A 23,826-nucleotide genomic window follows, 5' to 3' on the forward strand; every position below is an offset into this window, starting at 1 on the left:
TTAGTACTACAGCGTGTTTTATTACAAGGGGGGAACTTTATGAAGTTAAGTATGCACATGATCGCGAACAGGATATATTTTCTTGATATGGAGATAAATTTAAGTGACAGCGACCCGCCGGTCTTGAAAAGTGCCAGACTTGTGTACGCCACAGACTGTGCATATATCTATGCAGAGGGCAGTGATACCATATGCGCTGCGGAATCCGGCAGCATCAGGCTCCGGGATGTGAATCTGGCGGAGGGTTTTGATATCATCCAGAGTGTGTTTGACTTTTATGATGACTGGCAGCAGAATATTCTGGAGCTGGTGCTTCAGAGGTCATATCAGGACCTGGTGGATGCCTGTTTCCGTGTCTTCCACAATCCTATGATCATGTTTGATGCAGACTGCAAGGTTCTGGGGATGAGTTCCCAGTATGGGGAGAATGACGTGGACAGGGAGTGGGCCTATCTGTCACGCCACGGTTATTCCTCCATTCAGGCTCTGGAATATATGAAATCTTACTATCCTGACCACGATTTTGAGTATGAGAAAATACTGCCGTTTCATTTTAAAGGAACTATTTTAAACTGTGAAGGAATCACCGGTGCCCTTATAAACCAAAATGAATTTTTTCTGAGGATCAATGTGATAGAAAAAGAAAGACCGCTGAATTACGGGGATTATCAGATACTGGAGATGCTTCTGCACATTATGCATCAGCATTTGGAAAAGAAGGAGGGAGAAAAGGAGAAGAACGCTGAAAATTCTGTATTCTTCAGTCTTCTGAACCGGGATGCCGTGGATGATGAAAAGCTGGCAAGGAAACTTGATTATGCCGGCTGGAAGGTTTCAGACGAATACCAGATTGTCCTGGTGTGTCCAAAGAGAACGGAAATGTCGGCAAAGGCAGCAGAGGTCCTGCGGACTACGATTATGAATATATTTCCGGAGAGCAGGATCGTAGGCGGTGAGAATGCTTTTGTTCTCATATGGAATCTCAGTAAATGCGGCAGCTTTAAGAGGGAACGCGTACGGCTTCTGTTGGAGCAGACAGAGGCTGATGTGAGCATGAGTCTTTGGATGGAAGGGATTTATAACGTATGGCATTTATACAGACAGGCAAAATCTGCGCAGAATATGAAAACATGGTTTTCCGGGGAAACAGACCGTATTTTTGATTTTTATAAGGCGGCAGCAGACCATATCCTTCTGTCAGGCGATATGGAGGATATGGTGTATGCCTGCCATCCGGATGTGAGAAGACTGTGGTTAAGGGAACAGGAGGAGAAGGACGGCCTGTTTGCTACCTTTTCCTCTTATCTGAAACATGAGCGCTCCGTACTGAATACCTCACAGGATGTCTATATTCATAGAAATACCTTATTATACAGAATCAGGAAAATAAAAGAGTTTCTGGAATCCGATCTGGATGACGCCTATACCAGGAATTATATGCAGCTTTCTGTCATGGTATTGGAATTATATGAGATGCTGCATAAAAATCAGCCTTAATTTTAAAGATACTGCTTGTAAAACAGCGTGCAAAAGGATATAATAGAAAAAACGCGTGCTATATATTGGGAAAACGTGTGTTTTGCGTGCGAAATATTCTTATAAAAATTTCCGGAGGCGGATTATGGCGGGGACAATACAACAGATTGCGGAGCTGGCAGGGGTGTCACGGGGAACTGTGGACCGGGCTTTGAACAACCGGGGGAGGATCAACCCCGAAGTGGCTAAGAAAATAGAACAGATCGCAGATGAGATCGGATATGTGCCAAAACACAGGAAAAAGGCGGACAGCACAGGAAAACAGAGCGGCAGGGGAAAGCGTGTCGGAGTCGTGACACAGCTATCCCAGTCCTCCTTTATGCTCCAGGTCAACAAGGGAATCCGGGATGCGGCGAAAAAGCTGGCGGATCAGGGCGTGGAAGTGCTCATAAAAGAGAACGCTTCTGTGGATGAGGCAGAGCAGATGCGTGCGATCACAGAGCTGGAGGAGGAAGGCATGGACGCGCTGGCTGTGATGCCGGTGGACTGCGATAAGGTGAGGGTGAAGCTGAATGAGCTGACCGAGGAGAAGAACATACCGGTGGTCACTTTTAATTCCGATATTGTGGGAACAAAACGCTGCTGCTTTGTGGGCCTTGACAACTGGAAAAGCGGACAGACCGCAGCAGGACTCATGGGGATGATGATGCGCGGCAAGGGAAAGGTTCTGGTTATCACCGGATATTTTTCCAACAGCGCCGGCAGCCGCAGGGTGGACGGTTTTGTGGAGGAACTGAAGAAGAGTTTTCCGGAAATGGATCTGGTGGGGGTGCAGAGCAGTTTTGACCACACAGATGAAGTGGAGAAGATCATCGTAAACTCCATGTCGGCATTCCCGGATCTGGAGGGCATCTTTGTGGCCTCCGGCGGGCAGGCGGGAGTCAGAAAGGCATTTGACAAGCTGAGCCTGGAAAAGCGTCCGTATGTGATCATCTATGACCTGACACCAAAGAATGAGAAGGCGCTTCTGGAAGGCACCGTGGACTTTCTCATTGACCAGGAGGGATACGACCAGGGGTACCGGGCGCTTTCCATTCTGTCTGATATGCTGAGAAGAGGAAGAATGCCGGAAAAAGAATATATGTATACAGAGATCAATATAAAGACAAAATATAATCTGTAACAGGTCCGTGCTGCGGCAGGGACGGGAACGGGAGTCCGGGAAACCGGACTCTTTTTGCGTTACATAGGAAGATAAAACAGAGCAGCCATGGTATGCGCCTTGTCGGATATAACGCCTTATCGGATATAACGCCCTGCCGGATTTGCTGCCTAAAAAGCACACAATGAAAAGCACGCATATATTATTGTGAAAATGCTACAAAACCAACTCTTAAAATTGTGCACAAAATAGAAAGGTTGTGAAAATAAAAAAAGTGCTTGCACATTTAATGTGCGTGTGATACTATAAAAGCACAAAAGGAAAGCACGTAAAACGCACACATAAATAAAAAGCACGCAAACATGGATGAAAAAAACAGGAGGAAAGTTTTTATGAAGTATGTAGAATTTGATCAGAGCAGACCAATGGATTTGGTTTTACTGGGCCGTGTGGCAATCGACTTTAACCCGGCTTACAATGACCAGGTGAAAGAGGAGTTTAAACCTCTGAAAAAAGTGCATATGTTTGAGAAGTTCGTAGGCGGTTCACCGGCCAACATCGCTGTAGGTGTTACAAGACACGGCATGAAAGCAGGATTCCTGGGAAAGGTTTCCGATGACCAGTTTGGCGAGTATGTAGTGGATTATTTTGATGAGCAGGGTATTGATACCTCACACATCACAAAATGCACCGGCGGCGAGAAGCTGGGCCTGACATTTACCGAGATGCTGTCACCAAAGGAAAGCAGCATTCTGATGTACAGAAACTGCATCGCTGATTTACAGCTTCATGTGGATGACATTGATGAGGAATACATAAAACAGACAAAGGCAATCCTGATCTCCGGAACAGCGCTGGCTGAGAGTCCATCAAGAGAAGCAGCCATCAAAGCCGTTCTGCTGGCAAAGAAAAATAATACGAAGATCATCTTTGACATTGACTACAGAGAGTATAACTGGAAGAACAGTGATGAGATCGCAATCTACTATTCCATGGTAGCAAAAGAAGCAGACATCATCATGGGCTCAAGAGAAGAGTTTGACCTGACTGAGAAGCTGATCCAGCCGGGCATGACAGATGAAGAATCCGCAGCCCTGTGGCAGAGCTACAACGCCAAGATCGTTGTGATCAAACACGGCATGAAGGGCTCCACCGCTTACACCTGTGACGGACAGAAATACTCCATCAAACCGTTCCCGGTTGACGCAAGAAAAGGCTTCGGCGGCGGCGACGGATACGGTTCAGGCTTCTTATACGGACTGTATCAGGGATGGGAAGTGATCGACTGTCTGGAATTCGGTTCCGCAGAGGCTTCCATGATGGTCAGAAGCAACAACTGTTCCGATTCCCTTCCGGGACCGGATGCAGTGCACGCATTCATCAAAGAGGAAAAAGAAAAATTCGGCGAAATGATCGCAAGAGTATAATGGTTTTGACAGGTCTGCGCACTTACTGCGCTGACCGTACGGAAACGCAGCGTCATAGCGGTTACAGACAACCGTTGACATAGATACTAACATAAACACTGACTGCGGGGCGGGCCGGGAGTTTCCCCCCTCGCCCATGTGGCAGGCAGCGCCTGCCCGGTATATGAAAGGAGATTAATCATGGCAAAGACAACAAGAATGACGGTTGCACAGGCTATCGTTAAGTTTTTAGATAATCAGTATGTATCCATGGACGGTGTGGAAACAAAATTCGTGGAAGGTTTCTTCACCATTTTCGGACACGGCATTGCAGTAGGCCTGGGAGAGGCACTGGATACCAATCCGGGACAGTTAAGAGTTATGCAGGGAAGAAATGAGCAGGGTATGTGCCATGTGGCAACAGCATTTGCAAAACAGAACAACAGAAAGAGCATCATTCCCTGTGCTTCATCCGTAGGACCGGGAGCTGCCAATATGGTAACTGCCTGTGCCACAGCAACTGTAAATAATATTCCGCTTCTTGTATTTCCGGCAGATACATTTGCATCCAGACAGCCTGACCCGGTTCTGCAGCAGTTAGAGCAGAGCAGCAGCCTGGCTACCACAACAAACGATGCGTTCAAGCCGGTCTGCAAATACTGGGACAGAATCACCCGTCCGGAGCAGCTTATGACAGCGCTGATCAACGCAATGCGCGTGCTGACAGACCCGTCAGAGACAGGTGCATGCTGTATCGCACTTCCTCAGGATGTGGAAGGGGAATCTTATGATTACCCGGATTATTTCTTCGAGAAACGCGTACACAGGATCACCCGTCCGGTGGCTGTGGAAGAAGAGCTGGAAGATATAGCCGAAATCATTGCAAAAGCAAAGAGACCACTGCTTATCGTAGGCGGCGGTGTGAAATATTCAGAAGCCGGCGAGACCGTTGAAAAATTCTGTGAGGAGTTTCACATTCCCTTTGGCGAGAGCCAGGCAGGGAAAAGTGCGTGCCAGACCAGCAACCCTTACTGCCTGGGCGGTATCGGTGTGACAGGAACCCTGGCATCCAATGTCATTGCAAAAGACGCGGATGTGGTGATAGCAGTAGGCTCCAGACTTTCCGACTTCACAACAAGCTCCAAACATTTATTCAGAAATGAAGACGTGAAATTCGTGACCATCAACAACAACAGATACCATGCATACAAGATGGACGCTGTAAAAGCCATCGGTGACGCGAAAGTGACAGTGGAAGCTCTGGCAGAGAAGCTGCGTGCCAAAGGATATGTTTCTTCCTACAACGGAGAAATCGAAGCTGCCAAAGAAGCATGGGACAAAGAGTGGGACCGCCTGGCCGGAATCGAATACACAGGTGATGACTTTGAACCGATCATCAAGGCCAGAGACCCGAGAACCGTTCCTGAGTTCGTAAAACTCACAAATGGTAAGATCACACAGACTGCAGCACTGGCTGCTATCAATAAAACGATTGACAAGGACGCTACCATCATCACAGCAGGCGGTTCCCTGCCAAGCTGTATGCAGCGTATGTGGAAAACAGACAAGAGAGGCGGATATCATGCAGAGTACGGCTATTCCTGCATGGGCTACGAAGTGGCTGCCACTCTGGGCGTAAAATTTGCTGAGCCGGACAATGAAGTATACTGTGTGGTAGGAGACTCCAGTTTCCAGATGCTTCACAGCGAGATAATGACGATCATGCAGGAGAGAAAGAAAGTAAACATCCTGGTATTCGATAACTGCGGATTCGGCTGCATTAACAATCTGGAAATGAATCACGGTATCGGCAGTATTGCCACAGAGTTCCGTTATACAGATGGCAAGAAACCGACCGGGGACCTGATTCCTGTAGACTACGCAAAAATCGGCGAGGGCTATGGCCTGAAGACGTATACCTGCAGGACCATCGCTGAACTGGTTGCCGCTCTTGAGGATGCGAAGAAACAGGATATTGCCTGTCTCTTTGATCTGAAGGTAATTCCGAAAACCATGACAGACGGTTATGAATCCTGGTGGAATGTGGGTATTGCCACAACTTCTGACAAGGACAGTGTAAAGAAAGCATGCGAAGGCGTTATGACAGGACGTAATGAGTCCAGAGCTTATTAATTTTATATAAACACAGGATGCCGCACGGACCCATCCGCCCTTGGCACAGCCCTCCATTCCCTGAACGGAATGTCTGCGGCAGTGCAGGGAAATCGGGCCGGTGCGGCAAAACCAGATGCTGCAGCCGGTTATCCCGGCTATGGCAGGATAACAGCATACAAGACAAGGAGGATATTTAGATATGGGAAAAGTGTTCGGATACCCGGAATTTGACGCAAACGGTGAAAAGATTCTGACAACCTATGACAACGAATATAAAGACATGATGATGGACATCCGTGTTTACCGCATGAAAGCCGGTGAGACAAGATCATTCAAAAGGGACGGGGAGGAGCTGGCTGTACTTCTGCTCTCCGGAAACATCACCTATGCATGGGATGGAAACAAGGAGACTGTCAGCAGAAAAGATGTATTTACAGAAGGCCCCTGGTGCGTTCATGTGTGTACAGGAACAGAAGTCAGCGTAACTGCAGAGGCAGATTCCGAGATTTTAGTACAGTGTACAAAGAATGATACAGAGTTTGCAGCAAAATTATACAAACCGGAGGATGCTCCCTGGGGTTATTCCTGCAAGGGCAAATTCGGAAATGTTGCCAAGAGAAGAGTCAACACCATCTTTGACCATGATATCGCTCCCTGGTCTAACATGGTTCTGGGTGAGGTTCTCAATGACAGAGGAAACTGGTCAGGATATCTGCCTCACAGACATCCGCAGCCGGAGACTTATTACTTTATGTTCGACCGTCCGGAAGGCTTTGGTGCCAGCTTTGTGGGTGACCAGGTTTTCAAAAGCACAGACGGAAGCTTTTCAGCGATCCCGGGTGGTGAACTGCATCCCCAGGCAGTGGCTCCCGGCTTTCAGATGTACACCTGCTGGATGATCCGCCACATTGAGGGTAATCCGTGGCTGCAGACAGACCGCTGTGAAGACGAGCGGTATACCTGGCTGCACGACGCAGAATTTTAGTATTCAAACAGACATTTCATAAAATATAGAAAAGAAAAAGGAGAACACGATTATGGCAAGAGAATTTATCGTACCGGGTCAGATCATTTCCGGTTCAGGCGCATTAAATATGGCAGAGGAAGTATTAAAAGGACTTGGAAAAAAGGCCCTTATTGTTACAGATAAAGTGATGATTCAGTTGGGAAACTGCGCAAAAGTTGAGGCAGCCCTGAAAAACCAGGGAGTAGAATATGCCATTTACTCTGAGATCGTAGGCGAGCCCACAGATACCATGATTGAAAACGGCCTGAAATTATACAAAGAGGAAGGCTGTGACTTTTTAGTGGCTCTGGGCGGAGGAAGCCCCATTGACTCCATGAAAGCCATCGGTTCTCTGGTTATAAACGGCGGATGTATTTCCGATTACATGGGCAAAGTGATTGATGTGGAGATGCCTCCTATGGTAGCGATTCCGACCACAGCCGGAACAGGTTCCGAGGCAACACAGTTTACGATCATCACAGATACAAAGAAAAATATCAAAATGCTGTTAAAGGGCAAAGTCCTGATGCCAAGCCTGGCGATCATTGATCCGCAGTTCACCATGACGGCACCGCCTAAAATCACAGCAGCCACAGGTCTCGATGCTTTATGCCACGCAGTGGAGGCATACACATCCAGAAAAGCACAGACACTTTCCGATACATTTGCCATGTCAGCAGTAAAACGTATCTTCAAATATCTGCCGGCTGCATTCAAGGACGGCAGCAATGAGGAGGCCAGAGTACAGATGTCCGTAGCTGCTCTGGAGGCTGGTATTGCATTTAACAATGCATCTGTCACCATCATTCACGGAATGAGCCGTCCGATCGGCGCTCTGTTCCATGTAGCTCACGGCCTTTCCAATGCCATGCTGCTGAAAGAATGCCTGACCTTTGCTCTGGAAGGGGCATATGACCGCTTTGCAGACCTGGGACGCGCAGTGGGTGTTGCAGTGGATACAGATTCCGATAAAGAGGCAAGTGAGAAGTTCCTTGCAGCAGTGGAAGCTATTACAAAAGAGCTGGAGACACCTACATTGGGTGAATTTGGTATTGATAAGGATGAGTTCTTTAAGGTGATTGATAAGATGGCGTTCGATGCCATGGACAGTGGTAGTCCGCAGAATACGATGAGAGAAGTTACGGAGGATGATGTGAAACAGATTTATAGAAATCTGTGGTAATTTGATTCCGTAAGGTGGTGAAGCTCCGGGACCGATGGATTGTCGGTTCTGGGGTTTTTTTGTGTGAGATGAAGGTGGATCAGAAGGCGGACGGAAGTGGATGGAAGCGGCCCGGGGAAGGGATATGCCTGGGAGCGAAGCGTTCCGCTGCCGGGGAGCTAACCTGCTCCCATTTACTAAATTCATCGGCAATGGCCTCTTCATTAAGTAACTGGGGCAGGTGGATCTCCCCGGCGCTCCACTGAGACATCGCTCCCAGGCATATCCCTTCCCCGGCCCGCTTCCATCCACTTCCTGTTCTTCGGCGTCCCCGTTAGTTATAGTAGTTTTTAGTGCTAAAGTATTTGGAAAAGGTTGAAGTAGTTAAAACTTTGCGGTGTAGAAAAAGTTGATTCTTTTGTGAGAAAAGTGTGTCAGTGTTCCGTCAGGTCAGTGTATTTATTGGGCAGATTATGTATAAGCATAGCAGCGGCAGGTATTCGCCCAATCGTAAAGCGGTTGTTGATGGGCGGATACCCGTAATTATTCTGCTAGTTCAAGGGTTATAAGGTTTTTTTGTTTTCCGAAAGAGAATCAGTATAGGGAAAAGAGTTTTCTTTTCTGTTCTGAGAGCAAACAGTATCGGATAGAGGGATTTTTTCGCTATAGAATGTCAGGACTGGTGGAGCGGGCGGGGGTCTCCTGTGGAAGACATTGCGGTAGAGAGCCTGAAAATCCATCGCTTACTAAGACTTAGGCGCGAAGTCTTTACTGAGCGTCTTAGTCGCAGTTAGCGATTAGTTGAAGGGGAACGAAGCTGGCTTCCACAGGAGACCCCCGCCCGCTCCACCGGGCCGTCCCCATACCAGCTATCCCACCCCGCCCGCTCCATGAGGCTGTCCCCATACCAGCCACCCCACAAAAAACAAGCCACCATCCAAAAAACATTGCCATCTTGTAACTACTTGGCGAAAATGATAAACTGAAAACAAAACAATTATGAGGGAATGTGGAATGCGAAAGAGTATAACAAAGCTTTTTCTGGCAGCTCTCAGCCTTTTATGCATCAGCGGCTGTGCCGGCAGGGATGTGCGGGAACCGGAGCAGGAGTTCATTATCGGGGTCGTGACAAAATCCAGGAACAGCGAATACTGGATGTCTGTCAATGCAGGTATGGAGAAGGCTGCCAAAGAGAGGAACGTGAAGACAGTCATTTTGTCCCCGGATACGGAGACCGACAAAAAAATACAGAAAAAAATGATACAGGACCTGCTGAAAATGCAGGTGGATGCCCTGGCGGTATCCCCCATTGATTCTTACGATAATCAGGATTACTATGCCCAGGCCCTGGAAATGGGGATTCCGGTGTATGCCTATGACACCCCTATCGCGGATGTGGAGGTCCCCTACATAGGCATTGACAATGAGACGGTAGGGTATGAGCTTGCCAGAGTGCTGGCTGATAAGATGGAGCACAAGGGGAACATTGCCATCATTGCGGGCAGCAGGCAGCAGACATCCCATGAGAAACGGATCGCCGGATTTGAAAAATACATGGAGCAGGAACCGGATATCCATATAGAGGTGGAGAAGAGCGGATACAGCAACCTGCGCGTATCGGAGCAGGAGATGGAGGAGATCCAGGCCAATTATCCGAATCTGGATGGGATTATGACCACCAGTGCCGTCACTGCCCTGGGACTTGCGGAAGCTACCAGGGGGAGCGGCATTGCCATAGCTACCCTGGATGACCAGGAGGACGCGATCCGGGCAGTGGAGGAAGGGCGCATCACTGTGCTGGGAGCCCAGTCCGGCTATGAGATTGGATATGAGACCGTGAAATATATAGTGAATGATAAAAAAGGAATCAAACAGGACCGTGAAAAGATTTTGGATACACAAATTTTGACCCGGGAAAACGTGGAAGATTATCAGAACCTAAAAAAATGACACAAAAATCAAAAAATAATCCCTGTCTTCCGGTTGGCTGCTGATTTGTACCCAAAAATAGCAATATTTTTAGAATGCCACAGGAAAACACGTAAAAATAAAACTATGGAATCTAAAATTTCTATTACTAGGATTTTCCCTGCAAAAAGGTAAAATAAAATCATCAAAAGGATGATTCAAAGAAAGGCAGGGAAACAAAATGGGAAAAGAATTAGCACAGAAAATAACCGGAGGAAAGCTGTCGTGGGGAACCAGACTGTCTTATGCCAGCGGTGATGTGGCGTGCAACGTTGTGTTCGGAATGATCGGCACGCTGCTTACTCTGTTCTACACAGACTATGTGGGAATCAGCCCGGCTACTGTAGGCCTGATGATGCTGCTGTCAAGGCTTTTTGACGGTGTGTCTGACCTTATCATGGGTGTTATCGTAGAGCGTACCAATTCCAAATGGGGAAAATCAAGACCGTGGATCCTCTGGATGAGCGTACCCTTCGCATTGTCAGCAGTTCTGCTGTTTACAGTGCCGCATACCACAGGAATGCTTCAGTTCCTTTATCTGTTTGTAACTTATAATTTCTGTACAACTGTATGTTATACAGCCATCAATCTTCCTTACGGAAGCCTCTCAGCCATGATGACCAGGGTTTCTTCTGAGAGAGATATGCTGAGTGTTGTGAGAATGGGACTCTCTCCCATCGGTAAGATCATTGCAGCCACCTGTACACTTCCAATCGTTAAACTTTTCGGAGATGATCAGGCAGCATGGGTTAAGACCATGTCCATCTGGGCAGTGCTGGCACTGATTCTTCTTCTGGTATGCTTCTTCAAATGTGAAGAGACCGTAAGGATCGAGGCAAAGGAAAAAGCAGAGAAAGTACCCCTTGGAAAAGGATTTGCAGCACTTTTTAAAAACCAGTATTTCTGGGCAGTTCTGGTATTATGGATGGTACAGAGCGTTTCCTTCGGTATCTCAGGAACCATTTTACCGTACTACTGCAAATACATATTCGGAAATGATACATGGATGTACAGTGCTCTTTTTCTGACAGAGACACTGACACTGGTAGCAGGCATCTTCGCCTGTACACCGCTGATTCGTAAATTCGGAAAACGTAATATTGCTCTTGTGGGTTCACTGATCGCGCTGGCAGGACAGCTTCTGTTCTTCTTAAATCCATACAGCTTCCCGTGGATGGTAATGAGCTGTGTGGCACGTGCCATCGGCCTGGCTCCGCTGAATGCGGTTGTATTCGGTATGGTAGGTGATGTAGTGGAATTCGGACAGTGGAAAACACACATCAGACAGGAAAGCCTTATTTTTGCCGGCGGTTCTATCGGAACAAAGGTAGGCGCAGGTCTTGCATCTGCAGCTATGACAGGGCTTCTCTCCCTGGCAGGTTATGTAAGCTCCTCTGTGGGAACCGCAGCCCAGCCGGAAACAGCACTTAACATGATCGTAAATATTTATAAATTCGGACCGATTCTTATTGCAGCAGTGGCATTTATCACACTTGCTCTGTACAAATTAGATAGGATGTACCCGGATATTATGAAAGAGTTGATCGAACGTGAGTCAAGAGGGGAGTTATAAGATATGAAAGAACGTACATTGATTACCATCAGCCGTCAGTATGGCAGCGGCGGCAAGGAAATTGCAGAGCTGCTTGCAAAGAAAATGGAGACCCGCTGCTATGACAGACAGATTCTGTACCTGGCAGCAGAGAAGTTGGGCGATTCAGACATGGATATGGATACCATTTTGGATATGTCTTATAAAATGCCGGATAACAGCATGGGTTCCTTTATGGAGGGTGTGAATTCCCTGGGATATGAATCCATTCCTTCCTATAATAAAATGTATCGGGAACAGGCAAAAGTTATCCGCAGGATCGCGGAGAAGGAGAGCGCTGTATTTTTGGGAAGATGTGCGGACGTGGTTTTAAAAGAATTTCCGGAATGCTACAATTTCTTCATCTACGCAGATGAGGAATTCCGAAGAGAGCGGGCAAAGGAATTTTACGGGAACAAATCCATAAAGGAACTGGAAAAAGAGAATAAGACACGTGAGCGTTACTATAACTATTATACAGGACAGAAGTGGGGAGACCCTCTGAACTATGATCTGATGATCAACACAAGCAGATTTTCCGTACAGAAGGCAGCAGACCTGATTTGGGATTATGTGACAAGCTGTCAGTCTGAGTGATATATGTGTTGCTGTAAATTTCAATATAAATTTCAATTATTTAATTATCAAGAAAGAGGTAAAAACATGAAAAAAGTAAAAGTAGGTATCGCAGGTTTAGGAAGATTAGGTAAAGTACACGCAAACAACATCGCATTCAAGATTCCGAATGCAGAGCTGACAGCGGCCTGCTCCATCATGCCGGCAGAGCTGGAATATGCAAAGAAGGAACTGGGTGTCCAGGATGTTTACTCTGATTACCGTGAAATGCTGGAAAAGGCAGACATTGATGCTGTGGCTATCGTAACTACAAGCGGTGAGCACTGCTGGCAGATCGCGGCAGCTCTTGACGCAGGAAAGCACGTTTTCTCCGACAAACCCCTTGGTGTTACGGTGGAGGAATGTAAGCTGGCAGAGGAAGCTGTTGAGCGTCATCCGGAGCTGGCATTTTTCCTGGGATTTATGCGCCGCTTTGACCCATCCTATGCGTATGCAAAGAAGAAAATCGAGGAGGGCGCAATCGGAACTCCTTACATGGTAAAGGCAACAGGGATTGACCCGGAAGCACTGGTGGAGGGCGCCATCAAGTTCGCGGCTACCAGCGGCGGTATCTTCATTGACATGGCGATTCATGATATTGACCTGATGAGATGGTTCTTAGGTTCCGACCCTGTTGAAGTTTACGCTGCAGGCGCGACCTTCAAACATCCGGAATTCAAAGAAGCAGGGGATGACGAGACAGGTGTAGCTATGTACCGCTGTGAAAACGGCGCACTGGGATTTGTACATGTGGGACGTACTGCAGCTCATGGTTACCATGTTGAGACAGAGATCATCGGTACCGAAGGCTCCCTGCGTATCAGTCCGGTTCCGGAGAAGAATCTGTGCATGATCTACGACAAGAACGGTGCAGTGGTTGAATGTGTAAGCGGGTTCCCGGAGCGATTCGCAGAGTCCTACCAGCTTGAGATGCAGGAGTTTATCAACTGTGTAGAATCCGGAAGAAAACCGGAAGTGACTGTATACGACGGAACAAAATCTACCCAGATTGGTTTCGCTACCACAGAAGCATGGAAAAAAGGCGGTATTGTTAAAATCGAATATTGATCCGTATTCCTATATTGTTTACAGGAAGACCTCTATAGACCGGAAGTGTGCTGCTTTTTTAGCGGCACACTTCTGTTATTCTTTTGTTACTGTTCACACGCCACTGTCCCGCGAAGCGTGTTGCTGGGCACGCAGTGAACAGTAACATTCTTTACCGAAGTCTTCGGAGGCGTGATTTCTAATGGGTTCTATGTTATAATGTACGCATAAGTGACGTGCGTCAGAATGTATGAACGGCAAAGGAGAGAGTATGCTGCAAAGTATCAGAAGCAAGGTGCTGCTGGCAATTCTGGTGGTGACCATAGTGACCGCCTGTTCTATCACTGTGGTATTTTATTTTAAATCAGCAGGGATGATAGAGGAGAATTATTCCACGAACCTTTACGGCAGGGTAAAGCAGACGGTTACCTCCCTGGATGATTCCCTCCAGGAAATTTACTATATCAACGTAAAAGCAGCCAGCGATATAAATATGGTCCAATACATAAAAGAATACAGGTCATCACATAGCGGTGAAGCCCTGGATGGGATTGCAGAACTTCTGAGAAATTACCGCACAGAATACAAGGATTTAAGCTCGCTGTATTTCATTTTTCCGGATGAGAGGATCGCTGTCACCTCAGAGGACTATCCTGTGTGCAAAAGGGATATTCCGGAGGCGGAGATCGAGAAGATACGCCGGACGGAGACCGAGGAAGCAGTCCCCATAATGTTCGGGGATATGGTCCATGACACGGGAAAACAGCTTTCCTGCATTCAGGCTGTCACAGATGATGACGGCATCGTGCTGGGATATATGCTGGCAAACACAGAGGAGAGGACACTTTTTTACGAATATCTGGAACCTGTGTATGATGAGAAGGTGTCCAAGGCGCTGATTCTGGATAAAAACAGGGAGATCGTCACAAGCAAGGATTATGAGAGTGTGGGGCAGGTATATGAGGGCGTGGACCGACTGCCAAGTACCAGCGGTATTGAGAGTCAGGATGCCAGGGAGATCCGTATTTTCTATCAGGGGGCATTTTCCAAATGCGGTCTGTATATGGATATTCAGAAAAGTGAGGTTCTGCGGGATTTGAAGCAGATGCAGATATTTCTGGTGGCTATTTTTCTGCTGTTTCTCATGATCGGCGGCATTCTTGCCACATCCATTACCAGAGCCATGTATAAACCCATTAAAAATATGACAGATACCGTGGAAAAGGTCAGCAAAGGTGATCTGAGCCTTCGGGTGGATGTGACCACAGAGGATGAGATCGGAACCCTTTGCCGGGAATTTAACCACATGCTTGACAACCTGGAGGATCTGATCGCCAGGGTGATCGAGGAGGAGAGACTGAAAAAGGACGCGGAGCTTGAGGCGCTGCAGTATCAGATCACCCCTCATTTTATGTACAATACACTGAATTCTATCAAATACGCGGCCCTGATAAAGGGAGAGAAGGAGCTGGGCGGCCTCATCGGAGATTTTGTGGAGCTGCTGCAGGCCAGCGTTAATAAGAAGGGAACTTTTATATCCGTGGCGGATGAACTGCATATTTTAAAAAATTACATCCATCTGCAGGAATTTCGCTATCAGGGAAGTTTTGATGTGGAGTACGATATTGCGAAGGATGCTTATGGATGTTATATTCCCAGGCTGATCCTGCAGCCCCTGGTGGAGAATGCCATACTTCACGGAATTGATATGAAGGGCGGCAACGGGCGTCTTGTGATCAGAGGCAGAGTGGAGGGCACACGGCTGACGCTGTCTGTCATTGACAATGGGCGGGGAATGACAAAGGAGCAGATAGAGGAACTGCTCTCCAGCAAAGCCAAGAAGACAAACGGCCTGAGTGCCATCGGCGTGCCGAATGTGCGGGAACGTCTGGAACTCTATTATGAGGCGGAAGGCGGAATTACATATGAGAGCAGTGAAAACGGTACTACTGCCACCATCTTCCTGCCGGCAGACAGGGAAGTGAATATTTGACAGACAGATAAAATGTGACAAAGGGGATGAGGCCTATGTTTCGTACATTATTAGTGGATGATGATTTTTTAGTCAGGAGTTATTTGAAGACTCTGAATGCCTGGGAGAAAGCAGGATATGAGGTGGTAAAGGATGTACAGGACGGCGAGGAGGCCCTGCACGTTCTGGAGGAAGAGAAGATTGACGTGATCATCACAGACATCTCCATGCCGCTTATGGACGGCATTGAACTGATACGCCATATCAGGGAAGAGAAGGAAAATATATACATCATGGTTCTGAGTTGTCATGATGATTTTGAGTATGTCAAGGAGGCCATGCGCCTGGGAGCAGACGAGTATATCCTGAAAAATACTCTGGATGAGGATACACTTTTGGATATCCTGGAAAAGTCCAGGCACCAGATCGAGTCACGACTGGAGAAAAGCAGTGAGCAGGAACGGACCAGGAAACTGATTCGTATGGGAAGCCATACCCTGAAATACCACTTTTTCAACGGCATTCTCTCCGGCACCTTAAACGGGCAGGAGCGGGAGGCAAAGAGAGCAGAAGCCGGTATCCGCGGGCGGTTCCAGAACAGTGCGGTCATCAATATGTTCATGCACGAATGGAATGAGAAGAACCAGGTATGGAGTCCTTTGGAGGCGGAACAGTATTCCCAGAGCTTCCGCCATGGGCTGATGACAGAGATGGAGGACCTTCTGCAGGAGGACAGTGACTATGCGGAGATCATTTACCTGGGAGCCGGGATATTCTGCTGCTTTCTGGATATGTCATCCATGCGGAGAAGCTCTGTCATGCGCCAGCGCCTGACAAATGTGGCATCCGCCTGCTTCAGGTACTGCAAAAAGGAGCCGTATCATTTCGGGATTGGGGTGAGCAATATCTGTTTCGGCGAGGAGGGTATCCGTCAGGCATACCAACAGGCCAGAGAAATGATGAAGCTGAGTTTTTATGATGACAGCGATATCCTCTATTTTGACAATGGAAAAGAGATCAGTTCCAGGCTTCCGGAAGCCGCGGAAGAGCTGTATGAGCGGATTGAGATCTTGAAAAAGGGGAGGAAGCAGGAGGAACTTGCAGAAATGTGGAGGCGTGTCACGGATGCCTGTAAGCGTACGCATGTGGACAGCAAACTGGTTCTCCAGTGGCTCAGACGCCTGGATAAAAGGGCTGGTCTTGAACGGCCGGCGGAATTTTACAGCAATGTGCACAATATGGATGAGCTGTGCAGGATTGCCGAGAGTTACAGCCGGGAATTATTTGCTGATAAAAAAATAGCGGTACCCGCCGGCGTATCCGGGGCTGTGCGCCATGCCATTGAATTTATAAACGGTAATTATAAGAAACCCATCAGCCTGCAGGACGCTGCGGAAGCGGCGGGAGTGAATCCGGCTTACCTGAGTTATCTCTTTAAGCAGGAGATGGAGATCGGTTTTTCCAATTATCTGCAGGAGTGCAGAATGGAATGTGCCAAGGAACTTCTCTGCACCACCAATTACAAGATCAAGGATGTGGCATCTGAGGCGGGATTCAATGATTACCATTATTTTTCCAAGACATTTAAGAAGCTCAATGACTGCAGTCCCGCGGATTATCGCAGGGAACACAGCCAGTGACTATCCGGAAGAAGGGATTTCTAAAAAAAAGACACAAAAAAATTCCACATTCTCAGGAGACCGGAAAACAGCATATGAAATGATAACAAAGCTAAAAAAATTTCCGATTTAAGCCATGACTGAATTCTGGTATTCTTTATTCAAGAACAAAGGAACGGCACGCCGGAGGCACCGGCCCCGGACAAAAGACAGTGAATAAAGGAGAATGAACAATGTTTAATAAGGAAAAAGTAAAATTAGGAATCGCACCTATCGCATGGACTAATGATGACCTTCCGGACCTGGGAAAAGAGAATACCTTTGAGCAGTGCGTCAGCGAGATGGCACTGGCAGGCTTCACAGGTTCTGAGGTTGGAAATAAATACCCCAAAGACCCGGAAGTGCTGAGAGAAGCCCTGGAGCTTCGCGGCATGGAAATCTGCAATCAGTGGTTCTCCTCCTTTCTGATCACAAAGCCCTTTGAAGAAGTGGAGAAGGAGTTCCGAGCACAGCTTGCGTTCTTAAAGGCAATGGGCGCCAAGATCATCGGTGCATCCGAGCAGAGCCACAGCGTACAGGGCATGCAGGACACTCCCATTTTCGGCCACAAATACGTGATGAACGACCAGGAGTGGGAGACCTTCTGTACAGGTATGAACAGACTGGGTAAGATCGCAAAGGAAGAGTACGGGATCAGCCTGACCTTCCATCACCACATGGGAACCGTGGTGCAGAACCCGGACGAGGTGGAGAGAATGATGGAAAATACAGATCCGGAATATGTGAGTCTGTTATTTGATACCGGCCATTTTACCTACTGCGGCGCAGACCCTCTTGAGATGGTAAAGAAGTACGTGGGCAGGATCAAACACGTACATTTAAAGGATATCCGTCCGGAAGTGGTGGAGAAGGTAAAGAAAGAGAATTTAAGTTTTCTGGAAGGCGTGCGCCTGGGCGCGTTCACAGTACCGGGAGACGGATGCATAGACTTTGAGCCAATCTTCCAGGTGCTGGAAGAAGCGGGATATGAAGGATATATGCTGGTAGAGGCAGAGCAGGACCCTGCAAAAGCCAATCCGCTTAAGTATGCCATCAAGGCAAGAAAATTCATTGCTGAGAAGACAGGGCTTTAAAATATCTTTGAGACAGGTATGAACTGTCCTGCAGAAGATCGCAGCCTCCTGCATGTACAGCTTATATAATAAATGCCCCTCTAATTGAAAATTGTGGTAACTATTTATGCCGCAAAAAATACTGCCGTGGAACAGGACCTGTGAGGAAATGTTCTGCGGCAGTATCTTTGTATATCAGCTTAAAAATTTTACACCTACCATGAGCAGACCCAGAAGAGAGAGCACTACGCCGGTGACACGGTTCAGGGTTTTGGCCGGCGCCTTGTTGGCAAACAGAGCTGCGACTCTGGCACCCAGAAAAGTGAACAGGATGCAGAAGAAAAGTGCTCCCAGATCAGGCAGGGAACCGTCAATGAAGAAGTGGGAGGCAGCGCCTGTGAATGCGGTGAAAGCCATAATAAACACACTGGTGCCAACCGCAGTCTTCAGTTCGTATCCCAGTACACTTGTGAGGATGAGAAGCATCATCATACCGCCTCCGGCGCCTATGAATCCGCAGATAAAGCCAATCACCGCGCCGCACAGAAGGGACTGGATGATCTTTGTCCTCTCGCTTTTATTTTCCAGGGCGCTTTTTTCTGTCATGACAGGACGTATGATAAATTTGATGCCCAGAAGCAGTGTCATGAAGACGGAGAAGTTTCCCATAGTGGTGCCCGGCAGCAGGGATGCAATATAGCTTCCCACCAGGGTAAAGGCCAGGACAGAGAAGAGCATGATGACACCATGGCGTACATCCAGGTTTCCGTGTTTTTTATAGGTATAGGCAGAGACTGCCGATGCCAGTACATCAGACGCCAGGGCGATTCCCACAGCCTGATAGGGATCAAAGTGCAGGAAGGTGATCAGCATGGGAGATATTACGGCAGCAGCCGAGAGACCTGCAAGGCCTGTCCCGATTCCGGCCCCCATTCCTGCCAGCAGATAGACGATCAGTTTCAGTATCATTTTTCAAGTGCCTCCTTTATATTCTCAGTTATCTGGCGGAAAGCCAGGTTCACCTCTTTTTTTCTTTCTTCCGGTATCTTTTGTGTGATAAGAGCAAAGATTTCTTCCTGTGTTTTTCTTAAATCCGTAAGTGCAGCATTAGCTTCTTCCGTCAGCCGCAAATGTGTGATTCTCCGGTCCCTTCGGTCCACTGAGGTTGTCAGGTACTGCTTTTGGACCAGTATCTCTATGGATTTTGATACATATGATTTTGCGATTCCACGGATATTCACAATGTCTCTGGCTGTGTCAAAACCGGGATTATTACAGAGGAAGAGAAGAATATCCGCCTCTGTTTTGGAAACGCCATAACGGGACGCGCTTTCCCCTATTTTCCTGGAATAGAGCTGATGAAAAAGCCAGCTTGTTGTCAGAGCATCGCTCAGTGCGTTCATAACATCCTCCTTTTTGATAAAGTATATTCTGCTGCGGTTTTGCGGCAGAAATGCGTAGTAGATAGTTCTATATAAAACTGTTCCATATAGAACTATTATACAGAATGAAAGAGAGATGTCAATAGTTAAATGCACCACTGTACCGCCAGGTATTTTCAGGCCGAAGGCATGGAAATCCCCAGGCGGCCAGGACGATATGGAGCCGAATGCTTTATATCTGTGCATCGCGAAGCTTGTTGCTGAGTACGCAGTGAACAGTCACTGCCTGACAGATTCAAATGCAGCGGGGCAAAAATACTGTTGCGGTTAATTTCATGATATGTTAGAATTATGAAAAGCATATTTTCTATGTAACTTTTCTGGTTTTGGATCCAATCAGGATACAAAATATCTAAGAGCATTTCATAACAGCAGGTTTGCATCTTTGACCTGTCTTTTCGGAAAATTCGTGCTTTTCTCTCATTTTAGCAGGGGTTTTCTGAAGCGCTTAGAAACCTCCTGCAGTCATTCATTTATGATAATAGAAAATCAACGAAGCGTTTTTCTATTATGGAATAAGGAGGAGGTTTTATATGGAAAAACGGAGGACACATGTGCTGCAGTGGCATCCTGCCTTTTATGCCGATATTCAGATTGAGCTGGAAGCGGAGGCAGGTCTTCTGATTTTTGAAAATGAACATCAGTTGGGGACAAAACCAAAGGAGATTGACGTGCTGATCGTAAAAAAGGAACAGGAAGTGCCTGTACGAAAAAATATCGGAAGGATCTTTCGGAAATATAATATTGTAGAATATAAGAGTCCGACAGATTATTTGAGTATAGACGATTTCTATAAAGTTTATGGCTATGCCTGTTTTTACAAGGCGGATACATCCAGGGAAGACAGTATTAAAATTCAAGATATCACCATAACATTTGTATGTCACAGGTATCCGCGCAGTCTTATACGGCATCTGAAGGAGGAAAGGGGATATCAGATCACCAGAGTAGAGGATGGGATCTATTATATTATCGGAGATAAGATTCCCATACAGATGATTCTGACGAAAGAATTATCGGAGAAACACAATTTATGGCTGAAAAGTCTGACTGACGACCTGGAAGGGGCAGATACCGTAAGGCGTTTGATTGAGCAGTACGGAGAGCATAAAGAAAATAAACTGTATAAATCGGTGATGAATCTGATTGTCCGTGCGAATCAGGATAAATTCAAGGAGGTAAAGACAATGTGTGAAGCATTGGAAGAGTTAATGAAAGATGAGATGGATGCAAAAAAGGCAGAAGGAAAAATGGAAGGAAAAACAGAATCTGTTTTGGATCTGCTGCTTGATTTGGGAGAAGTGCCTGAAAAATTACAGGCGGAAATTATGGGGCAGAAGAACCCTGAGATTTTGAAGCAGTGGATAAAATATGCAGCCAGGGCTGAGACAGTCGAAGAGTTTGAACAGAAGATCAGGAAGATGGAATAACAGTATGAATACGTTACTTTTCACACCCCACTGTCCCGCCAGGTGTTTTCAGGCCAAAGGCATGGAAATGTTACTATGCACGGTCAATATCCCGGGAGGTGTTTTCCCCAAGGGGATGCTGCGCGATGCGAAGCAAAATCCCGAGGCAGCCAGTGCGAACGGATATCTCTTGCACATTTGACTAAGGGATTATATAATAGTCATAGACATTGCGTGCCCAGGAACGCACACAGGGGCGCGTCAGAAGGAGACAGTATGGGAGTGACAATACGGCAGATCGCAGAGGCGGCTGGAGTCTCACGGGGAACTGTGGACCGGGCCCTCAATAATCGGGGCAGAATTAAGCCGGAAGTGGCTGATCGGATCAGACAAATTGCGGAGGAGATGGGATATAAGCCCAACCAGCTTGGACGTGCCCTCTCTATGAGTAAAAATAACATTAAGATAGGGGTGATCCTCCAGGCAGCAGAGACCCCCTTTATGCAGTGCGTCCTGGAGGGGATTGAACGTGCAAAGGACGAGGTGGACAGCCTGGGCGGGACGGTCCTTCTCTGTAAAATCCCTCACATAAGCGGCAGAGACACCATAGACGCCATGGAGCACATGAGAAGTGAAGGTGTGAGCGCCATCGCCATGGTTCCCATTGAGGAGGAGGAGATAAAGGCGCATATCAATCTTTTTGTGGAGGAGTACCATATACCCATTGTGACTTTTAACTCCGATATGGAGGATACGAAGCGTCTCTGTTTTGTCGGCCAGAATGCCTTTCAGTGCGGACGCGCGGCGGCAGGCCTGATGGGGGAACTGGTGGGAGGCTGCGGAAAGGTGGCTGTTATTTCAGGATACAGTTCCAATCCGTCTCTGAGTAACCGTGTTCTCGGCTTCGGTTCGGAGCTGAAGGCAAAATACCCGGAGATTGAACTGGTGGGACCGGAATACTGTTTTGAGGATAATCATCTGGCAGGACAGGCTACAGAGAAGATTCTGAAAGAAAATCCTGATCTGAAAGGTATTTACATGACATCCCACGGTGAGGAAGGTGTATGCAGAATGCTGGCAAAATACGGCAGGGCAGGCACCGTTAAAATGATAGCCAATGATTTTATGGGTAAAAACTATGAGTTGATGCGGGAAGGAAGTATCCATTTTCTGATCGGACAGGATGCACAGATACAGGGATATGAACCGGTAATGATCTTGTTTCGCCTTCTCTTTAACGGGGAACAGCCCAAGGGAGAGCTGCAGTACACGGAGATATTTATCCGAAATGAATATACCATACCGGAGAATCTGTAAAATACAGTAACTATTCAGTAGGTCTGCGCATTTATTGCGCTGACCGTAAGAAAACGTTTAGCAGCCAAGCAAAAATCCCATCGCCAAAGGCGATTTTGCATGGATTTTTGCCTGTAACTGTGAGGGCACTGAACAGTTACAAAATACAGCAGATTTTCACAGAAATGCCCGGCCTGCCGGGACAGCGTCACTACACATAGGATGCTGCCCCGGCAGGTTTTTTTGGTAAAAATGAATAGAAATGTTATGGTAAAATTGTACAAAATTCAGGGTTGCGTTTTCGGGCACGCAATGATATTATAACATTATCAGATATGCGTGTTCGGGCACACATCAAAAGACACACGCAGAACCATAAAATCATAAAAATGAGTAAAAGGAGATCAGAAAATGGTAAAAGTAGGTATTATCGGAGCAGGCAGAATCGGAAGAGTACATATCACAAGTATCAGCACAAGAGTGAAGGACGCAGTGATCAAAACAGTTGCAGATCCGTTCTTAAATGATGAGACAGCAGCATGGGCAAAGAGCATGGGTGTGGAGCATACAACAAAAGATTACAAGGAGATCATCAACGATCCGGAAATCAACGCGGTATTGATCTGCTCATCCACAGACACACATTCTCCCATCTCTCTGGAAGCGATCAAAGCAGGAAAGCATGTTTTCTGTGAAAAACCGATTGACCATGATGTAGATAAGATCAAAGAAGTTATCGAAGCACTGGAAGGAACTGACATTAAATACCAGGTAGGATTCAACAGAAGATTTGACCACAACTTCGAGGCTGTGCAGCAGGCAGTTGCAGCAGGCAAAGTCGGCAAACCGGAGATCATTAAGATCACCTCCCGCGACCCGGAACCGCCAAGCATTGACTATGTGAAAGTTTCCGGCGGTATGTTCCTGGATATGACGATCCATGATTTCGATATGGTACGTTTCCTGGCTGGCTGTGATGCCACAGAGGTTTATGTACAGGGCGCTAACCTGGTTGATCCGGCTATCGGTGAGGCAGGTGACGTGGATACAGCAGTTATCACCTTACAGATGGAAAACGGCGCGATCGCAGTGATCGACAACTGCAGAAAAGCTGTTTACGGTTATGACCAGAGAGCTGAAGTATTCGGTTCTGAGGGAATGGTAGCAGTCAGCAATGACAGCCAGTCCTCCGCAGTTATCAGCAACGCAGACGGTGTGACAGGTGAAAAACCCATGTTCTTCTTCCTGGAGAGATATATGGAAGCATACGGAAAAGAGATCGCAGCGTTCATCGACGCAATCGAAAATGACAAGGAGACTCCTCTGAACGTTATGGATGGCCTGAAACCCGTACTTATGGGACTGGCTGCAAAGAAATCCTGCGAGGAACACAGACCGGTTAAAATTTCTGAAATCATGTAAGGAAAG

General features: G+C 47.2%; 18 protein-coding genes. 16 read left to right on the plus strand and 2 right to left on the minus strand.

Annotation, left to right across the window (positions count from 1 at the left end; translation table 11 throughout):
* Positions 1-39 precede the first annotated feature (39 nt).
* The 13 genes from MUB35_RS02485 to iolE all read left to right on the plus strand — a co-directional run bounded on the left by MUB35_RS02485 (position 40) and on the right by iolE (position 18,272).
* Positions 40-1,497 (plus strand): PucR family transcriptional regulator, encoded by a 1,458-nt coding sequence (locus tag MUB35_RS02485; protein ID WP_244805722.1) that lies wholly within the window; start codon positions 40-42, stop codon positions 1,495-1,497.
* Between the two features lie 124 nt (positions 1,498-1,621).
* The gene (locus tag MUB35_RS02490) at positions 1,622-2,659 is read left to right on the plus strand and encodes a LacI family DNA-binding transcriptional regulator (RefSeq protein WP_033143018.1); all 1,038 of its coding nucleotides are present in this window, start codon (positions 1,622-1,624) and stop codon (positions 2,657-2,659) included.
* A gap of 371 nt (positions 2,660-3,030) precedes the next feature.
* A complete protein-coding gene (iolC, locus tag MUB35_RS02495) occupies positions 3,031-4,065 on the plus strand; it encodes a 5-dehydro-2-deoxygluconokinase (RefSeq protein WP_033143019.1) in 1,035 nt (344 codons plus the stop codon).
* A gap of 180 nt (positions 4,066-4,245) precedes the next feature.
* Entirely contained in the window at positions 4,246-6,177 is a 1,932-nt protein-coding gene (iolD, locus tag MUB35_RS02500) for a 3D-(3,5/4)-trihydroxycyclohexane-1,2-dione acylhydrolase (decyclizing) (protein ID WP_103732583.1), read from the plus strand.
* Positions 6,178-6,358: 181 nt separating this feature from the next.
* Entirely contained in the window at positions 6,359-7,144 is a 786-nt protein-coding gene (locus MUB35_RS02505; protein ID WP_054353254.1) for a 5-deoxy-glucuronate isomerase, read from the plus strand.
* Between the two features lie 52 nt (positions 7,145-7,196).
* Positions 7,197-8,348, plus strand: a complete 1,152-nt coding sequence (locus tag MUB35_RS02510; RefSeq protein ID WP_033143022.1) for an iron-containing alcohol dehydrogenase — start codon at positions 7,197-7,199, stop codon at positions 8,346-8,348.
* Positions 8,349-9,341: 993 nt separating this feature from the next.
* Positions 9,342-10,277, plus strand: a complete 936-nt coding sequence (locus MUB35_RS02515; RefSeq protein ID WP_033144224.1) for a substrate-binding domain-containing protein — start codon at positions 9,342-9,344, stop codon at positions 10,275-10,277.
* Positions 10,278-10,476: 199 nt separating this feature from the next.
* Entirely contained in the window at positions 10,477-11,868 is a 1,392-nt protein-coding gene (locus MUB35_RS02520; protein WP_033144225.1) for an MFS transporter, read from the plus strand.
* 3 nt (positions 11,869-11,871) lie between these two features.
* Positions 11,872-12,483 carry a cytidylate kinase-like family protein gene (locus MUB35_RS02525; protein WP_033144226.1) on the plus strand — a complete coding sequence of 204 codons (612 nt, stop codon included), beginning with the start codon at positions 11,872-11,874 and terminating at the stop codon, positions 12,481-12,483.
* Positions 12,484-12,549: 66 nt separating this feature from the next.
* Positions 12,550-13,569: a Gfo/Idh/MocA family protein gene (locus tag MUB35_RS02530; RefSeq protein WP_033144227.1), complete on the plus strand. Its 1,020-nt coding sequence runs from the start codon at positions 12,550-12,552 to the stop codon at positions 13,567-13,569.
* A gap of 250 nt (positions 13,570-13,819) precedes the next feature.
* Positions 13,820-15,541 carry a cache domain-containing sensor histidine kinase gene (locus tag MUB35_RS02535; RefSeq protein WP_033144159.1) on the plus strand — a complete coding sequence of 574 codons (1,722 nt, stop codon included), beginning with the start codon at positions 13,820-13,822 and terminating at the stop codon, positions 15,539-15,541.
* A 35-nt stretch (positions 15,542-15,576) separates the two neighbouring features.
* Positions 15,577-17,160 (plus strand): response regulator, encoded by a 1,584-nt coding sequence (locus MUB35_RS02540; protein ID WP_118593860.1) that lies wholly within the window; start codon positions 15,577-15,579, stop codon positions 17,158-17,160.
* A gap of 212 nt (positions 17,161-17,372) precedes the next feature.
* Entirely contained in the window at positions 17,373-18,272 is a 900-nt protein-coding gene (gene iolE / locus MUB35_RS02545; protein WP_148392405.1) for a myo-inosose-2 dehydratase, read from the plus strand.
* A 174-nt stretch (positions 18,273-18,446) separates the two neighbouring features.
* Here iolE and MUB35_RS02550 read toward each other — a convergent pair whose 3' ends face one another.
* Both MUB35_RS02550 and MUB35_RS02555 read right to left on the minus strand, forming a co-directional pair.
* Entirely contained in the window at positions 18,447-19,220 is a 774-nt protein-coding gene (locus MUB35_RS02550; RefSeq protein ID WP_033143665.1) for a sulfite exporter TauE/SafE family protein, read from the minus strand.
* Positions 19,217-19,654, minus strand: a complete 438-nt coding sequence (locus MUB35_RS02555; protein ID WP_158587381.1) for a MarR family winged helix-turn-helix transcriptional regulator — start codon at positions 19,652-19,654, stop codon at positions 19,217-19,219. The genes MUB35_RS02550 and MUB35_RS02555 overlap by 4 nt, the downstream gene beginning before the upstream one ends.
* Positions 19,655-20,226: 572 nt before the next feature.
* Here MUB35_RS02555 and MUB35_RS02560 point away from each other — a divergent pair.
* The 3 genes from MUB35_RS02560 (at position 20,227) to iolG (ending at position 23,820) form a co-directional block, all read left to right on the plus strand.
* Positions 20,227-21,123: a 3-isopropylmalate dehydrogenase gene (locus MUB35_RS02560; RefSeq protein ID WP_118594227.1), complete on the plus strand. Its 897-nt coding sequence runs from the start codon at positions 20,227-20,229 to the stop codon at positions 21,121-21,123.
* Positions 21,124-21,378: 255 nt separating this feature from the next.
* Positions 21,379-22,419: a LacI family DNA-binding transcriptional regulator gene (locus MUB35_RS02565; RefSeq protein ID WP_033143669.1), complete on the plus strand. Its 1,041-nt coding sequence runs from the start codon at positions 21,379-21,381 to the stop codon at positions 22,417-22,419.
* 390 nt (positions 22,420-22,809) lie between these two features.
* Positions 22,810-23,820 (plus strand): inositol 2-dehydrogenase, encoded by a 1,011-nt coding sequence (gene iolG, locus MUB35_RS02570; protein ID WP_244805723.1) that lies wholly within the window; start codon positions 22,810-22,812, stop codon positions 23,818-23,820.
* The last annotated feature ends 6 nt before the right edge of the window (positions 23,821-23,826 follow it).

It is taken from the genome of Blautia sp. NSJ-175 (assembly GCF_022867815.1).
GTDB classification, from domain to species: domain Bacteria; phylum Bacillota; class Clostridia; order Lachnospirales; family Lachnospiraceae; genus Blautia; species Blautia celeris.

Excerpts from the sequence above, each read along its gene's own strand:
- MUB35_RS02535 (WP_033144159.1), top strand. The coding sequence starts at position 13,820 with ATGCTGCAAAGTATCAGAAGCAAGGTGCTGCTGGCAATTCTGGTGGTG.
- MUB35_RS02520 (WP_033144225.1), top strand. The coding sequence starts at position 10,477 with ATGGGAAAAGAATTAGCACAGAAAATAACCGGAGGAAAGCTGTCGTGG.
- MUB35_RS02540 (WP_118593860.1), top strand. The coding sequence starts at position 15,577 with ATGTTTCGTACATTATTAGTGGATGATGATTTTTTAGTCAGGAGTTAT.
- iolE (WP_148392405.1), top strand. The coding sequence starts at position 17,373 with ATGTTTAATAAGGAAAAAGTAAAATTAGGAATCGCACCTATCGCATGG.
- MUB35_RS02530 (WP_033144227.1), top strand. The coding sequence starts at position 12,550 with ATGAAAAAAGTAAAAGTAGGTATCGCAGGTTTAGGAAGATTAGGTAAA.
- MUB35_RS02510 (WP_033143022.1), top strand. The coding sequence starts at position 7,197 with ATGGCAAGAGAATTTATCGTACCGGGTCAGATCATTTCCGGTTCAGGC.
- MUB35_RS02490 (WP_033143018.1), top strand. The coding sequence starts at position 1,622 with ATGGCGGGGACAATACAACAGATTGCGGAGCTGGCAGGGGTGTCACGG.
- MUB35_RS02550 (WP_033143665.1), bottom strand. The coding sequence starts at position 19,220 with ATGATACTGAAACTGATCGTCTATCTGCTGGCAGGAATGGGGGCCGGA.
- iolC (WP_033143019.1), top strand. The coding sequence starts at position 3,031 with ATGAAGTATGTAGAATTTGATCAGAGCAGACCAATGGATTTGGTTTTA.
- MUB35_RS02515 (WP_033144224.1), top strand. The coding sequence starts at position 9,342 with ATGCGAAAGAGTATAACAAAGCTTTTTCTGGCAGCTCTCAGCCTTTTA.
- MUB35_RS02555 (WP_158587381.1), bottom strand. The coding sequence starts at position 19,654 with ATGAACGCACTGAGCGATGCTCTGACAACAAGCTGGCTTTTTCATCAG.
- MUB35_RS02505 (WP_054353254.1), top strand. The coding sequence starts at position 6,359 with ATGGGAAAAGTGTTCGGATACCCGGAATTTGACGCAAACGGTGAAAAG.
- iolD (WP_103732583.1), top strand. The coding sequence starts at position 4,246 with ATGGCAAAGACAACAAGAATGACGGTTGCACAGGCTATCGTTAAGTTT.
- MUB35_RS02485 (WP_244805722.1), top strand. The coding sequence starts at position 40 with ATGAAGTTAAGTATGCACATGATCGCGAACAGGATATATTTTCTTGAT.
- MUB35_RS02560 (WP_118594227.1), top strand. The coding sequence starts at position 20,227 with ATGGAAAAACGGAGGACACATGTGCTGCAGTGGCATCCTGCCTTTTAT.
- MUB35_RS02565 (WP_033143669.1), top strand. The coding sequence starts at position 21,379 with ATGGGAGTGACAATACGGCAGATCGCAGAGGCGGCTGGAGTCTCACGG.
- MUB35_RS02525 (WP_033144226.1), top strand. The coding sequence starts at position 11,872 with ATGAAAGAACGTACATTGATTACCATCAGCCGTCAGTATGGCAGCGGC.
- iolG (WP_244805723.1), top strand. The coding sequence starts at position 22,810 with ATGGTAAAAGTAGGTATTATCGGAGCAGGCAGAATCGGAAGAGTACAT.